Source organism: Sebaldella sp. S0638 (genome assembly GCF_024158605.1).
Classification (GTDB): Bacteria; Fusobacteriota; Fusobacteriia; order Fusobacteriales; family Leptotrichiaceae; genus Sebaldella.
The window spans coordinates 1-14637 of sequence record NZ_JAMZGM010000032.1 but is presented as its reverse complement, the minus strand read 5'-3'; the positions used below and the strand labels follow the sequence as shown (position 1 = coordinate 14637).

At 31.0% G+C, this 14637-nt stretch carries 14 protein-coding genes; 4 read left to right on the top strand and 10 right to left on the bottom strand.

The window, feature by feature from the left end:
- Window positions 1–44: 44 nt before the first annotated feature.
- Complete coding sequence (locus NK213_RS10190) at window positions 45–812, bottom strand: exodeoxyribonuclease III (protein ID WP_253348853.1); 768 nt, start codon at window positions 810–812, stop codon at window positions 45–47.
- Between the two features lie 198 nt (window positions 813–1010).
- Here NK213_RS10190 and NK213_RS10185 point away from each other — a divergent pair, with 198 nt between their 5' ends.
- On the top strand, window positions 1011–2102 hold the full coding sequence (locus tag NK213_RS10185; RefSeq protein ID WP_253348852.1) for an anaerobic sulfatase maturase: 1092 nt from the start codon (window positions 1011–1013) through the stop codon (window positions 2100–2102).
- A 105-nt stretch (window positions 2103–2207) separates the two neighbouring features.
- On the opposite strand, the gene NK213_RS10180 is transcribed toward NK213_RS10185, so the two are convergent.
- The 3 genes from NK213_RS10180 to NK213_RS10170 form a co-directional block, all read right to left on the bottom strand.
- The gene (locus NK213_RS10180) at window positions 2208–3194 is read right to left on the bottom strand and encodes an aldo/keto reductase (protein ID WP_253348851.1); all 987 of its coding nucleotides are present in this window, start codon (window positions 3192–3194) and stop codon (window positions 2208–2210) included.
- 270 nt (window positions 3195–3464) lie between these two features.
- The gene (locus NK213_RS10175; RefSeq protein ID WP_253348850.1) at window positions 3465–4421 is read right to left on the bottom strand and encodes a TDT family transporter; all 957 of its coding nucleotides are present in this window, start codon (window positions 4419–4421) and stop codon (window positions 3465–3467) included.
- Complete coding sequence (locus tag NK213_RS10170) at window positions 4414–4878, bottom strand: C-GCAxxG-C-C family (seleno)protein (protein WP_253348849.1); 465 nt, start codon at window positions 4876–4878, stop codon at window positions 4414–4416. Before NK213_RS10170 ends, NK213_RS10175 begins: the two co-directional genes overlap by 8 nt.
- Window positions 4879–5397: 519 nt before the next feature.
- On the opposite strand from NK213_RS10170, the gene NK213_RS10165 reads away from it, so the two are divergent.
- Entirely contained in the window at window positions 5398–6045 is a 648-nt protein-coding gene (locus NK213_RS10165; RefSeq protein WP_253348848.1) for a hypothetical protein, read from the top strand.
- Window positions 6046–6325: 280 nt separating this feature from the next.
- Here NK213_RS10165 and NK213_RS10160 read toward each other — a convergent pair whose 3' ends face one another.
- From NK213_RS10160 to NK213_RS10145, 4 genes are all read right to left on the bottom strand, one after another.
- Window positions 6326–6697, bottom strand: a complete 372-nt coding sequence (locus tag NK213_RS10160; protein ID WP_253348847.1) for a nuclear transport factor 2 family protein — start codon at window positions 6695–6697, stop codon at window positions 6326–6328.
- Between the two features lie 96 nt (window positions 6698–6793).
- Window positions 6794–8380 (bottom strand): asparagine synthase B, encoded by a 1587-nt coding sequence (gene asnB, locus NK213_RS10155; protein WP_253348846.1) that lies wholly within the window; start codon window positions 8378–8380, stop codon window positions 6794–6796.
- Between the two features lie 433 nt (window positions 8381–8813).
- On the bottom strand, window positions 8814–9497 hold the full coding sequence (locus NK213_RS10150) for a hypothetical protein (RefSeq protein WP_253348845.1): 684 nt from the start codon (window positions 9495–9497) through the stop codon (window positions 8814–8816).
- Between the two features lie 272 nt (window positions 9498–9769).
- A complete protein-coding gene (locus NK213_RS10145) occupies window positions 9770–10483 on the bottom strand; it encodes a hypothetical protein (protein WP_253348844.1) in 714 nt (237 codons plus the stop codon).
- Window positions 10484–10864: 381 nt separating this feature from the next.
- On the opposite strand from NK213_RS10145, the gene NK213_RS10140 reads away from it, so the two are divergent.
- Both NK213_RS10140 and NK213_RS10135 read left to right on the top strand, forming a co-directional pair.
- Complete coding sequence (locus NK213_RS10140; protein ID WP_253348843.1) at window positions 10865–11452, top strand: viral A-type inclusion protein; 588 nt, start codon at window positions 10865–10867, stop codon at window positions 11450–11452.
- Window positions 11453–12158: 706 nt separating this feature from the next.
- Entirely contained in the window at window positions 12159–12788 is a 630-nt protein-coding gene (locus tag NK213_RS10135) for a helix-turn-helix transcriptional regulator (protein WP_253348842.1), read from the top strand.
- A gap of 51 nt (window positions 12789–12839) precedes the next feature.
- Here the strand turns inward: NK213_RS10135 and NK213_RS10130 are convergent, their stop codons facing one another.
- On the bottom strand, window positions 12840–13040 hold the full coding sequence (locus NK213_RS10130) for a hypothetical protein (protein ID WP_253348841.1): 201 nt from the start codon (window positions 13038–13040) through the stop codon (window positions 12840–12842).
- Window positions 13041–13376: 336 nt separating this feature from the next.
- Window positions 13377–14192 carry a M48 family metalloprotease gene (locus NK213_RS10125; RefSeq protein ID WP_253348840.1) on the bottom strand — a complete coding sequence of 272 codons (816 nt, stop codon included), beginning with the start codon at window positions 14190–14192 and terminating at the stop codon, window positions 13377–13379.
- Window positions 14193–14637: the final 445 nt, after the last annotated feature.

Sequence of the window (14637 nt, the reverse complement as noted above, 5' to 3'; positions counted from 1 at the left end):
AATATTTTCATATCCGTTACTTTAAATTTAAATCTATCAAAGTATTAATCATTTACATTGATATCAATGTAAATAGGACAATGGTCAGATCCAAACACGTCATTTCTTATTCCAGAATCAATTAATATCCTTTCTGCCTCTTTATTTATACAGAAATAATCTATTCTCCAGCCGATATTCTTCTCTCTCGCACGTGTTCTGTAAGACCACCAGGTATATTTTACTTCTTCAGGATAAAATTTTCTAAAACTATCCACATAACCGGCTTCTATGAACTTTGTCATCCATGCTCTTTCTTCCGGAAGATATCCCGGATTTTCCTCGTTATCCTTCGGTCTGGCAAGATCTATCGGCTCATGTGCTATATTATAATCACCTGTTATTATCACTGCTTTCCCGCTTTTTTTTCTTTCTTCGAGATAATTCAAAATCTCATCACAGAAATCTATTTTATAATCAAGCCTTTTTCCTTTTTCCTGACTGTTTGGGAAATAACAGTTTATCAGTATAAATTTTTCATACTCCAGTTCTATATATCTTCCCTCAGAATCAAATCTTTCAATATCAAACTTTTTCACCATAATCGGTTTTTCTTTACTGTAAACCGCCACACCGCTGTAACCTTTTCTATCGGCAGACTCAAAAAAAGAATTATAACCGTTTATATTTAAGAGTTCTTCAGACAATTGTTCAGCCTGTGCCTTTGTTTCCTGAATACAAATAATTTCCGGTTCTTCTTCAAATATTCTCAAAAATTCTCCCTTATTGTATAACGCTCTTATCCCGTTTACATTCCACGAATATATTCTCATTTCACAGCTCCTTATTTTTGTTTTATATTATTCAATTGATTTATATCTATTATACCAGTAAGTCCTGTATATGTCTATAAGCATTGAATCCATAAAATAAACCTTCTGTTTTTATATTTGAGTAAAATTTTATAAAATGCTAGAATAAGATTATACGGATTTTTATAAAAAATCTGTATTTAAAGTAAGGAGAAAAATATGGAACCGATAAATTTACTTATAAAACCTGCTTCCAGTCTGTGTAATCTGCGATGCAAATATTGCTTTTACTTTGATGTGGCGGCATGTCGTGAAATAGAAAGTTATGGAATTATGAAAACAGAGATTCTGGAAGAAATAGTCAAAAAAACTCTTATGGAAGCTGACAGCTACTGCTCATTCGCTTTTCAAGGCGGAGAACCTACTCTTGCGGGACTGGATTTTTACAAAAAACTTCTGGAATTTCAAAAAAAGTATAATTATAAAAATCTTGATATATATAATTCTGTTCAAACTAATGGATATTTACTAAATGAAGAATGGGCAGACTTTTTTGCAAAAAATAATTTTCTTGTGGGACTTTCACTTGACGGGAACGAGGAAACCCATGATTTTCACAGAGTTAATACAGAAAACAAAGGCTCTTTTGCCGAAATAATGAATACTGTAAAAATTTTTAACGAATATAATGTGGAATATAATATACTAACAGTAGTTACTAATGAGCTTGCAGCCGCTGTTGAAGATATCTATAATTTTTTTAAGGAAAATAATTTCCGGTATCTTCAGTTCATTCCCTCTATAAACAGCTTTGACTCTAATAAGCCGTCTTTTCTCACTCCTTCTTCATACAGCTTTTTTCTGAAAAAACTGTTTGATTTATGGTACGAAGATTTTATGGCAGGAACTTATATCAGCATCAGGGACTTTAATAACTATATAAATATGCTGAAAGGATATCCCCCTGAAAATTGTGCTATGAAAGGACGCTGTGAATTTTATTATCTGCTTGAAGCCGACGGAAGTGTCTATCCCTGCGACTTTTATGTTTTGGACAGATGGAAACTTGGCAATATCACAGAAAGCTCTTATTCAGATATAAAAAAGAGTCCTAAAATAAAAGAGTTTGAACAGATGTCCCATACTTTGGACAAAAAATGTACTGATTGTGAATTTCTTTATATGTGCAGGGGCGGATGCAGAAGATACAGAGAGCAGAAAGCTTCTTTAGGATTGAATTATTTTTGTGAATCGTATAAGGAATTTTTCTCTTATTCACTGGAAAGAATGAGACATATTGCCGGAATGTAAAAATATAAAATTGACCTGTTTTTCTCATTGTTTCAGAGAATAAACAGGTCAATTATTTTATATTAGGATTTATATCCAAATTTTATATAATCTCCAGTGTTGATTTTATTGTTCTGTTAATTTTTCCAATTCCTCAGTGTAACGGTTACCTGTAACAACTATTTTTGACAATACTTCATTTATTTCTTTCAGCTGGTCAGCAGATAATTTTATATTAACCGCACCTAAATTTTCTTCCAGACGGTTTGATTTTCTTGTACCCGGAATCGGCACTATCCATGGTTTCTGGGCTAACAGCCATGCTAATGCTATCTGCGCAGGGGTTACATTCATTTTTTCGCCTTCTTTTTTCAAAAAATCAACTATAATCTCGTTATCCGTGATAGCTTCTTTAGAAAAACGCGGCAGAATATTACGAAAATCATTTTTTTCAAAAACCGTATTTTTATTGATATTTCCTGTTAAATACCCTCTTCCAAGCGGACTGAAAGGAACAAAACCTATTCCAAGTTCTTCCAGAAGAGGCAGTATTTTTTCTTCTGGGCGTCTCCACCACAGTGAATACTCACTTTGAACTGCTGTAACAGGCTGAACGGCATGTGCCCGTCTGATTGTGTCAGCACCCGCTTCTGAAAGACCCCAGTATTTGATTTTCCCTTCCTTTATGAGTTCCTTTATAGTTCCCGCCACATCCTCCACAGGAACATCAGGATCAACTCTATGCTGATAGTATAAATCAATTACTTCCGCTTTCAAACGCTTTAGTGATTCTTCCACCACTTTTTTTATATGTTCCGGTCTGCTGTCCACGCCGACCTGTTTTCCATTCTGTATATCAAACCCGAATTTAGTAGCAATTACCACCTGATCCCTAATCGGCTCCAGTGCTTCTCCCAAAAGTTCCTCATTTATATACGGGCCGTAACATTCAGCTGTATCAAAAAAAGTAACGCCTTTATCAAAAGCTTCTCTTATCAGACTAATCATTTCTTTTTTATCAGAAACGGGTCCAAAACCATGGCTCATTCCCATACATCCCAGTCCCATTGCTGATACTTCCAGACCGCTTTTTCCTAATTTTCGCTTTTCCACAATTATCACCTCATTCTTTAGATGTAATTCAGTATACACCCTCGAGTTAACTCCACGTCAAGGTTTTTATCAATTATTTTTTTACATAAAAATTGCAGGCCGCTCGTTCTTTTGAAACAAGCGGCCTGCTTTGGGGGTATATGAAAAAAATATTATTCTTATTAGCTTGATATAATTATAGAATTTTTTTCTTAGCTTACTCTTTTTTTATACATTATATTTTATTTATTTCTGCTTTTAAATTTATAAGAATCAAATTTACCTGTAAAATCAATTACTTTCCTTCACTGCTGCAAATTTAGCTTTAAAAAACATCACATATCTTATAAATACATAAAAAACAGCTGCAACCGAAAATATCAGTTCAAAATAATACACACCTGTGAGCAGTTCTTTTGAAAAAATCATATTACCTGTTCCCTGATATGTATTCAGATATTTAATATAACTTTTCAATGCAAGAGTGCTTATCACAAATGGAAAGGTAAAAGCCGAAAAACTGGGATAAAACTTTTTTGTATGAAATTTATAAAAGAAAAATAATACAAAAAATGTCATAAATAACGATAATATCAGTAAAAAATATAAAATCACTTCATTTTTATCCTTAAAGGAACTTATATATCCTGCAAGACAAAGGCTAGCCGGTGCCGCCAAAATAGCTCCTGCGGGAAAAGCCGGTTCTGGAATTCCTTTTATTTTAACCATTCTGAAAAAAACTATAATTGTCAGCAATAAATAAGATATAAATCCGAAGTAAAAAATATACTGCCCGAGAGTCTGCATTTTGAATACAGGTGCTGTAACACTGGCTGTTACTATTCCTACATATGTTACAAAAATACTCGGAAAAATTTTATTTATATCAAAATTCGAAAATAATTTTTTAGTAACATATATAATCCAGCAAAAATGAATAAAAACAGCAAAAACCCATATGTGAAAAGCAGCTGTCGCGTGAAATCTGCTTATATAAGTGGCAAGTACCATTAATCCCATATCAAATGTAGGAAACACTGTTAAAACCACAGGATTCTCCAGTTCTTTTACTACAGTCTCCCTGTAAAACAATATTTTCAAAATAAGAAACAGCATTAAAACTGCTGCTGTAACCCCATACGCATATCTTATATTAACATGTATATCTTCAAGTATATTTCCCGTTACTGCCATTGAAAGAATCAGGCCCGCTATTGGCAGAGGTATGTTCTTTATAATTTTATTCATGGCTCTCACTGTGATTCAGCTCTCTCAAAATTATTTCCGCTGCTTTTTCTGCTATCTCCCCAGTGAATGATACACATTGATTCTTGTGTTCCCCCGAACTCATATCCATTCCTTTAGTAAGTATTTTGCAGCATAAAACTTTATGGTTGCTTCGAAAGCTTTCCTGTAATTCATTAGCCAAAGCAAGTGTTCTATCCACTTTGGAGTCCGCCCCCTTTGTTCTTCCAAAAAAATATCCCAGACTGATAATCCCGCCGGAAACAGCACCGCATACACATTTTGATTTTCCTATCCCTATAGGAAAACCTGATGCTGCGGCAATCATGCTTTCAGGCATATCAGGATCAAGATTTGTTCTTATAGAAGAAACTATTGCTTCTGAACAATAAAATTTCCCTTCTCGAAACAAGTTTTCCGCATCTTCTTTTACTTTTTGTACAAGTTTCTTTTCCTCCATTAACCTTCTCCTCTCTGTTATTTTATTTACACCATATAATTATACTGATTTTTACCCGTTAGTCAATAAACCATTCATTCATAAGAAATACCGGCAATAAAAAAGTTGTCTCAAAACGGGTATTTCGAGACAACTCAAGGGGTATATGAAAAAATTATTCTTCTTATTAGCTTGATATAATTATAGGGCTTTTCTCTTAGTATAATCTTTTTTTATGTATTATATTTTATTTATTTCAGCTTTTACATTTATAAGAATCTATCTTTTTATTAAAATTTCACATGAAAATAAATATGTTTTACTCATAACAGGCACAAATATAAAATTTTTCATTTTTATTTATTAAAGAAATAAATTAGTATTTGAAATAATCATATGTGCCGCACCTCAATAATTTAACAATAAACAAATATATTTATTCAGATAATATTATATAAAAATTTATTATAACTATACAAACTATTTTTCTTCTGGTATCATATTTATATGTACAGTAAAAAAATCAGGGAGGTCGATATTATGACTATTGTAAGAACAAAATCCGTGGAATTAAGTATAATTCCGGCAATTGCCTATAAGCAAAAGCTCACGTCCGGAGGTGCAGGTATAAAAATACTTCGTTTAGATACTGAAGCAACAGCAGCAGCGACCTTGGACAAAAGTACAGGAGAACCTGTCCCTTATGGAAAAATTGATGAAACTTTGTTTCCTATTGAAGCGTTTGAGGAAGCAATGGAACTAACACTGGGAATGCCTTATTCAGGACGCCAAAATATAAAAATTGATGTTTCTAAATATACTGAAAAAGTGGAAGAACCTGAGCAGGAAATAATTGATATGGTAAACAGCGATGAGTATCAGGCCATCATAGAAAGATACAGTGATGAAAAAGGTAAATTAAATTATGCACTTATGAACAAAGATTTTATAAAATTTGCTTCCAAAAGTAAAACTGTTGCTGATATGGTTGCAAATAGCATGTCGCGGGATGAGATACTTACATTTATTATAAAAAGCAGAGCTACTTTTATAGCTGACAAAAAAGAAAGTCTTGACGACGAACATATCAAAATTCTTATAGAAACACTTGATGAAATAAATACAAGAAGTGCTTTTAAGGAATTAAAGAATTTTATTAATAAATTACTCTCAAAAAAAAGAATTTGATTTAGAATATGGAAAAATCCACCCTTCATTTATTGCAGAAAGGTGGATTTTTTTATTGTAATTATCAGATAAGCAAATAACCTATCAAATAAAAAAGTTGTCTCAAAACGGGTATTTCGAGACAACTAAGGGGGTATATGAAAAAATTATTCTTCTTATTAGCTTGATATAATTATAGGGCTTTTCTCTTAGCCTAATCTTTTTTTATGCATTATATTTTATTTATTTCGACTTTCAATCTTATAAGCTGTTTTCATACCCTCCGTTTTATTTTATAAAATCATCTATAAGGTTCGTAATTAGGAAGTTTTGAATAAAATTCCCTTAACTGTGTAATTTTATTTTTGGAATCAAAAGAAATAAGGGATACTCCGTTAAATTCTTCTTTTTTCTCATCATACACACATTTAAAAAACCATTCACATACCACTGTTTCACTGGAATGTATAAATCTGAGAATCTTCCATTCCAAAACAGATCCATGTTCATTCCAGTTGTCAAACCACTTGATAATAGCATCCAAACCTCTGTATAAAGGACCGTATGATTCCACATAAACGGCATTTTCAGCAAATGTTTCCGATAATACCGAAACTTCACCGGTAATCCATGAATCAAAGTATCTTCTTATTATCTGTTCTTTTTTATCCATTCACTCACCTCTGCTTATTTATAAAATGTCTCTTTATGATATTTTACTTAAAATTCTGTTATTTGTAAAGTCTATAATATAAGCAGTATTTCATATTTATTTTCCGCTGTCTCCGTAGTTTGACAATACTCTGGCACTTGGATCATCAACTCTGCATCCTTCCCATTCCTGATTAGGCATCCAAAAATCTTTTATCCATTCTGCATTTCCCTGATAGAACTCTTCAAAAATCTCTCTGTACAAAAGGGATTCTTTAGTGAAAGGTGTTTTATACGGATATTTTTCCCCGGCCTTTTCCAAATCTTCTGCCAAATATTTAGATTCTGCATATTCTTTCAGATAATCAACCATAGAGTGTCCCACAGCATCACTAAAAGCTGCTTTTTCTCTGTAAAGAATGCTGTCCGGAAGATATCCCGCATTCTCAAAAGCTTTTCTTAAAAGATATTTTCCCTGACCATATTTATTCATTTTCTTTTCAGGATTTACACTCATAACATAATCCACAAAATCCAGATCTCCAAAAGGCACTCTGGCTTCAAGAGAATGTGCTGCAATACATCTGTCTGCTCTTAATACATCATACATATACAGCTCCCTGATTCTCTTTTGTGCTTCTTTCTGAAATTCTTCCGGAGACGGTGCAAAATCTGTATATTTATATCCAAAAATTTCATCGCTGACTTCTCCTGTAAGCAGAACTTTTAATTCTGTATTTTCATGTATATATTTACAAATGAGGAACATTCCTATACTTGCCCTTATTGTGGTAATATCCCAGCTTTCAAGATGATATATTACATCTCTTAGAGCTCCCAGAACGTCATCTTTTGTAATTCTGACCTCTGTGTGTTCCGTCCCGAGATATTCTGCCACCTCACCGGCATATTTCAAATCTATAGGATCTGTTTCCATTCCTATTGCAAAAGTTTTTATAGGTTTTTTCAGATGTTTCTGGGCAATAGCACATACCAGTGATGAATCCAGACCTCCGCTCAAAAGAAAGCCTACAGGTGCATCAGAATGAAGTCTTTTTATTACTGCTGCTTCCAGTTTATCCTTGATTTTTCCTGTTATAGCTTCTTCTTTCTCATCTATTATCATTTTGGGATCAGCTATATCATTATAACTATGAAATTCCCCGTTTTTATAATAATGCCCCGGAGGAAAGGGCTTCACTCCTTTACAAAAATCTGCCAATCCTTTCGCTTCACTGGAAAAAGAAATTTTCCCGGTTTCATTTTCAAAGCCATAAAATAATGGTCTTATCCCTATAGGGTCTCTAGCTGCCATTACTTCTCCTGTTTTCCCGTCATACAGCACCATTGCAAATTCTGCATCCAACATTTTTACCATTACTTCTATTCCAAATTTTTCATAAAGCGGGAGAAGAACTTCACAGTCGCTTTCTGAATGAAACTCATATATATCCTCTACTATTTTTTGCAGCTCATGATAATTAAATATCTCCCCGTTACACATTAATTCACTTCCATTATACATAAACGGCTGATTTCCCTTGTTACTCAAATCCATAATTGCCAGCCTGTGAAATCCCCATACTCCGCCTTTTTGTATTGTTACACTTTCATTATCCGGCCCACGGTGATATATTTTCTGAAACCCCTTATCAAATTCTTTTTGCTTAGTCCCCTCATATGACGTAAATACAAATCCACACATCCTGATCACTCCCTGTAATTAAATTTATGCATCGAATACAAAAAAACCCGCATCGCGGGTTTACCTATATAACTAAAATTAATAATCTACAATTATAGAAATAACAGTATTATATCTGTCATATTTAGTTACATGGTACGGAAATACTTCTTTGAGTACTCGATACCCGCCAATTCTAACGTCATTGGTCTACGTTCTAGCCTACTAACAATAAGTTTTCGGTAGACAGCTCCAAGGTGTTCTTCACTTTAGACTCCACTAATTAGGCTCTCACCATCCCTAATTCGCTCAAAGCTTCTGACTAAAGTTACTCTCCTCTTCTCAGCCTTTATTTTAAGATTGTAATCTATTATAGTTCTATTTCATTAATATGTCAATTGTATAACGATATATTTTTTAGATAATTGATATATACGTTTATTATACAATTGATTCATTCTGTCCTTTTTACTTTTTTCTTAAAATTATCCACAGTTTCCCTAAATTTTTCAGCACTTACAAAAGTACTGTCAGGACCGCTGTCTATATCTATAGTCCCTATGTATGTTTCTGTATCATATTCTCCAATTATTCCGTCCAGAAACTCAAACATAACCTGTTTCTTTTGTTCATCCTGAAGTACATCCTGACCTTCAAAAAAGACTGTAATATTCAGATATTCACCATCTTCAGCTGTTTTGAACATAATATTTTCTGAATTTACAGAAAAGGTCTTATCAAATGAAAGAGTAAAAGGCAGTTCCTTTCTCTGTTTAAATGCTGTTACTTTCCAGCCCAGATCTTTCGGAGCTGACTCTGCCAGATTTTTCACACTGGAAAAACTGCTTTTTATTCCTCCTGATGTAACAAACAGTTCTTTTTTCTCACCTGATAACTCTACATCAAGATTATAATCAATCTTTACAAGCTTTTCCTTTAGGCCGCTCAGTAATGCTTTTTGTTCTTCCGGATTTAATTTTGAAATATTTTCTGCTTTTCCTTCTACACTTTTAAAGTATACCCAGAAATCAGAGTATTTTTTATTCATTTCATTTTTCTTATCTGTATTATCCGTTTTACTTCCGCAGGATAATACAGTCAGTATCGTAATTAATAACATAAATATAATTTTTTTCATTTCAGCTCTGCTCCATACTTTTATAAATACTAATTTTATTTTCTAAATACATGCAATCAAAACAGGAATAAAGTTTTCCTGTTTTTACATAAGATAATAACTGTAATTTTAGTTATACAAAATTATTTTATTCTGTGTCAACTGTCTTTCCCGCTGTTATTATCTGTTTCTTCCTGATCATCCCATTTAGGATCCAAAGTTATAAAATCACAAACTTTATGCCACATATAATCACACCCTTTCTTTTAAAATACTATATTTTTATTAAAAAATCAATATTTGATGCTAAATTTATCAGTTTTTCTGATATTATCATTCATTTTATCTTCAAATTCCCTTTGTGCATTCGTTTCTCTCTCCAAAGCCCTTTCATAATGCTCTGCCCATTCTCTGTACAGATCTATAATATTACAGTAGTATTTATCTTTTGGTCCTTCTTTATTTTTTATTGATATTTCAAAATGAAAAAGCTTCACAAAACTCAAATATACCTGATGAAGCGACTGATATACCACAGATTCGTCTGCAAGTCCTGATGTAAAATTCATCGAGAACCATTCTAATTTATTTAGCACTCTGGATTTACGTTCAAAAAAATCATTCATAATAAATAAAGATATTTTCTCAGTTTCCTGACTGTCACAAAGTTTCAAAAAATTTTCATCTGCGTAATTATATCTTATATATAAATTTGCTGCATCATTAATACTCACTGTTTCGAGTATATCCGCTCCTTTTATTTCTCTGATTGCATTTTTTCCGAACTTTGAAATTAGTTCTTCATAGTCGAATTCTTTTAATTCATTAAACTTAATTCTGTCATGATACATTTCTTTTATTTTTGTTTTTTCCAGGATACCTACAATATATGACACTTCCTTTAGCATTTTCTGGAAAACAACTGCCATTTCCACAGCTTTTTCTTTTCTTTTGTAATCATATTCTTTTTCTTTCTGTTTATTGGAATTTTTTATTTGGCGATACATGAAAAACACCGATAACATAATTGTCAGCATTTGAAAAAATTCTTTAAACTCCACATAATCCCCCCAGATTCTACACTCATTAAAAAATTTTTTTTATAAATCATTATATATCTATTCCGCCAAAATAGTCAAGACAAATTTAATTTATATTTTATTTATATTTTATTCTTATTATTTTTATCATATAATATTCTTTTATATTACAGAAAACAAAACACATATTTTCAAAAGTTATATCTGATATTTCTTACTTTAAAATTTTCTTTCCTGATATTTTTTCCCAGTGCATAACTTTGACATTGATAATATTCACCCTAATAAATTCATTTTTTTTATAATTTATGCTATAATTATGTAAAATATTATTTTTAAGGAGCTAAAATGAGAAAAATTTTATTTAGAATATTAATTGTTGTTTTTTTGTTTAATATTTCATTCTCGCTTTCTGATTATTATAAAAAAGTGTATACTCTGAAAATAAATAAAACAGAGCTTTTTACGGCTATTAATGCTTCTGATAAACAGCAGAAAGAATTGAACAAAATATTCACTAAATATCAGTTAAAGGCAGAAGAAGTGGCAAACCAGCCTTTCAGCTATACCAAGAAAGTTTCTTCGTTAAATTCACTTAGAACATCAAGAAAAGAAGAAATTTTTAAAGTTTTGTCACACGAACAAATGAAAAAATATAACACTTTTATGAATGAAAAAAGACTTGAATTTGAAGAAAGAAACAATAAAATTGCTGATGTTATAAGTTCGCTGGATCTTACACATGAGCAAAAATCAGGTATTCTAAGATATGAAGGAGAATTCCAGAGAAAGATTGATGGTCTGGTTGAACAAAATCTGGCAAATGATGATTTTACAGATCAGTATAATGAATTAAAAAAAGTAAGAAATGATAAAATTGCTGCTCTTCTTTCACAAGATCAGCTCGCAGTTATTCAGGATAAAAATATTTTTTAGCAGCAGATATTTTCTAAAAAATATTTAGCTATAAACTGTTATGACACTTTACTGCAATAGTAATGTGTCATTTTTTATTAACAAATAAAAAACCAGTATATAAAAACAGAACCAGTAACACAGCTTACCCCTCACATGCGTTTTCTAGTTCTATTTTATTTGATATTATTTTTTTATCCGTTTTATATTACAAAATCTTCATAACCAATACAAGAAAATAAATGAAGTCTTCTAAAATATTATTTTATAACACTTCATTTATTCTGTTTCCCAGCCAGATTTTAGTTTAATATTATATTTATTAAATTCCGGAGGTTTTCTTTACAAAATAAAAAAATCTGTAAGCTGAATTTTTTTACTAAATTTGTTAATAAAAAGTGAAATAAATGATATACGGATAAAATTTTTAAATTTATTTCAGCTTTAAAAATATAGAATCTCTTTTTTTTACTAATAAATATTTTATACTATTTTTTCTCTTTTTTGTCAATGATCAAAAACATTTTTTTTATTTTTATTGAGTATTATCTGAAAAATTTAGCAACATATATATTGAGATTAAATAATTAAAAAATTATCATTGCGGTCAATTTTTATTAATTATTTTTTTTTGATTGACTAAAATCTTTTTTTATGATTTTATTGATTATTTACAACATTTAAAATGTTATATTCTAATAAATATTGCGTCATAGGGGGAATTACTATGTTTAAGGTTACATATAACGATGCTTTGAAACTGGGAGAAATCCTAAAGGAACTGCGACACAAAAAAGAGCTTACTTTCAAGGAACTTGAGAAGGCTACCGGCATAGATTCTGCAACATTGAGCAGACTTGAACAAGGGACTATTCTACGTATAAACCCCTTGATTCTAAAGTCCCTTGCAGACTTTTATGCGATTAATCTTTTGACCTTGTATAATTTGATTAATTACATAACAGAAGATGATATTCTGAACTATTATACCACTCTCTCGACTAAAAAAGAGCTTGAAAAAGAGGAAATTGAAATTGTTCCTTTTAACAGTTTTAATGAAATTAACAGTACATACTCAAAAGATTTTCTAAAATTTCCTTATGTTTCAAAAGTTTGTAGGGCAATAGAGTTTAACAAAGAGTATGTCGTTATATTTAATCCTGAAATAAAAGTTCTTAACACTAAAGATATCGGAGTTTTTAAAAATCAGGATGATATCTTTATAAGCAACTATTATAAAAAAGAGAAAACCATTGTTTTAATAAATTATTTTGATAAAAAAATTACAGTATTTAATAACCTAAGTGATGTAAAAATTCTTGGAAAAGTTGTTGCAATAATTAATTATAATTTATAAAAATGAGCTTTTTACAGCCCATTTTTTTTATCTTTTATTTTTCTCTAAAATTTATTTTGAGACAGAGTTTTCTTCGTCATGTAACAAACATGCAATAAAGCCTTTTTTAAAATAGCTGAATTTCAGCTTTTCCAATTCTCCCACCAACGTATCCTCATTCTGGGAAAATATATCAAACTTTTCTTTCTTTCCTTCATTTAATGTTTCCAAAGCTTCATAAATTTCTCTTATCTCATCATCTAGTTTCTTCATTCTGTTTTTTTATTTCTTAATCTATTTTATTAAAGACAAAAAGTCATTTCTAATCCTGTGTTTTCTGCATCCATATTTTGGGTATTAACGTCAAAACATTCATACCTCACCTGCCTGTCTTATTTTGAATATGCAGCAGATAAGATATCAGGCAAATTAAAAAATTTTCCTCCTCTCAGTTTTGTTAAAAAAATTATAACATTCTCCCCCTTAGTAATTTTTTTGATTTTTATTTGAATTTGTATATACATTATTTTCATATTATAAAAACTGAATTTCAAAAATATCTAAATAAAAAAGCTGTTATTATTACTTAACAGCTCTTTTTATTTTAAATTATTTACTTTGATTGTAATATTTCATTGCTTCCGGTAAGTATTCTTTCATTTTTTTGATTCTGTTTTCAGTATTCGGATGTGTACTTAATATTTCAGGACCGCCTGCCGATCCAGCAGCTGCCATTCTTTCCCATACTGCAAGTGCTTCTTCCGGATTATATCCTGCCATTGCCATGAAAATCATACCATATTTATCTGCTTCGTACTCTTGTGTTCTGTTGAATTTCAACAGACCCAGAGAAAGACCCTGGCCAACCAGATCATTGCTGATTACTGATGTTGCTCCTCCAGTTACTATATCAGCAACCTGTTTCCCCAACATTACAAATCCTGCTGCAGTTTCATTACTTTTACCTTCGGCATGATGCCCTGCAATAACGTGACCTATTTCATGTCCCATAATAGCTGCTATCCCTGCATCATTTTTAGCTATAGGCATTATTCCTGTATAAAATGCTATTTTACCGCCAGGCATAGCGAATGCGTTTACGTCATCTGACTTTATTAAATTGAATTCCCAATTCAAATAGTCTACTTTATTAGCCTGACCATTTTCTCTAAGGTACTTTTCAACTGCTACTGACAGTTTATTTCCGACATTCGTCACTCTTTTTCCGTCATTTGTACTGTTGGCAAGCAGATTTTGCTGTTTTGCCTGTGCAATAAAATCACTGTAAGCTGCTGATGATTCATTCGCAAGTTTCTCATCGTCAACAAATTTCAGCTGCTGTCTTCCTGTGATAGGCGCACTTGAACATGATACTAACACAAATATACTTACTAATGTAAGCAATAATAATTTTAACTTTTTCACCCATATACCTCCTGATTTTTTATATTCCTTCTAAAATTCTATTATTTTTCATGGTTTTTGTCAATAATTTATTTTAATTTTGCTGTATTTTATATTTGTAGTTGTTAAAAAAAAATATAAATAAAAAAAATTTTTTTTTCATTGTTTAATAATTTTGAAATATATCAAAACATTTTACCCAGAAAAAAATAATCTTTTCAAAATTATAGCATACGAAATTTACACATTCAATATATTGTTTACTAAACAATTATAAAAATTTCTATAATAATATTCAAAAAATTACTGCTAAAAATACCTCATACACGCTCTTTTATTTTTGTTTGCTTAATTCTACAACCTCCTTGACTTAGGGTTCAATTATAGACTATAATTTACGGCACTTTTCAAACAATGCTTTCTTATTTAATATTATATGTTTAAACCCATGAAAAATCCGCACTAT

Coding starts and splice junctions, on each gene's coding strand:
- NK213_RS10190 (WP_253348853.1), bottom strand. CDS start 812: ATGAGAATATATTCGTGGAATGTAAACGGGATAAGAGCGTTATACAAT.
- NK213_RS10185 (WP_253348852.1), top strand. CDS start 1,011: ATGGAACCGATAAATTTACTTATAAAACCTGCTTCCAGTCTGTGTAAT.
- NK213_RS10175 (WP_253348850.1), bottom strand. CDS start 4,421: ATGAATAAAATTATAAAGAACATACCTCTGCCAATAGCGGGCCTGATT.
- NK213_RS10170 (WP_253348849.1), bottom strand. CDS start 4,878: ATGGAGGAAAAGAAACTTGTACAAAAAGTAAAAGAAGATGCGGAAAAC.
- NK213_RS10165 (WP_253348848.1), top strand. CDS start 5,398: ATGACTATTGTAAGAACAAAATCCGTGGAATTAAGTATAATTCCGGCA.
- NK213_RS10160 (WP_253348847.1), bottom strand. CDS start 6,697: ATGGATAAAAAAGAACAGATAATAAGAAGATACTTTGATTCATGGATT.
- asnB (WP_253348846.1), bottom strand. CDS start 8,380: ATGTGTGGATTTGTATTTACGTCATATGAGGGGACTAAGCAAAAAGAA.
- NK213_RS10150 (WP_253348845.1), bottom strand. CDS start 9,497: ATGAAAAAAATTATATTTATGTTATTAATTACGATACTGACTGTATTA.
- NK213_RS10145 (WP_253348844.1), bottom strand. CDS start 10,483: ATGTATCGCCAAATAAAAAATTCCAATAAACAGAAAGAAAAAGAATAT.
- NK213_RS10140 (WP_253348843.1), top strand. CDS start 10,865: ATGAGAAAAATTTTATTTAGAATATTAATTGTTGTTTTTTTGTTTAAT.
- NK213_RS10135 (WP_253348842.1), top strand. CDS start 12,159: ATGTTTAAGGTTACATATAACGATGCTTTGAAACTGGGAGAAATCCTA.
- NK213_RS10130 (WP_253348841.1), bottom strand. CDS start 13,040: ATGAAGAAACTAGATGATGAGATAAGAGAAATTTATGAAGCTTTGGAA.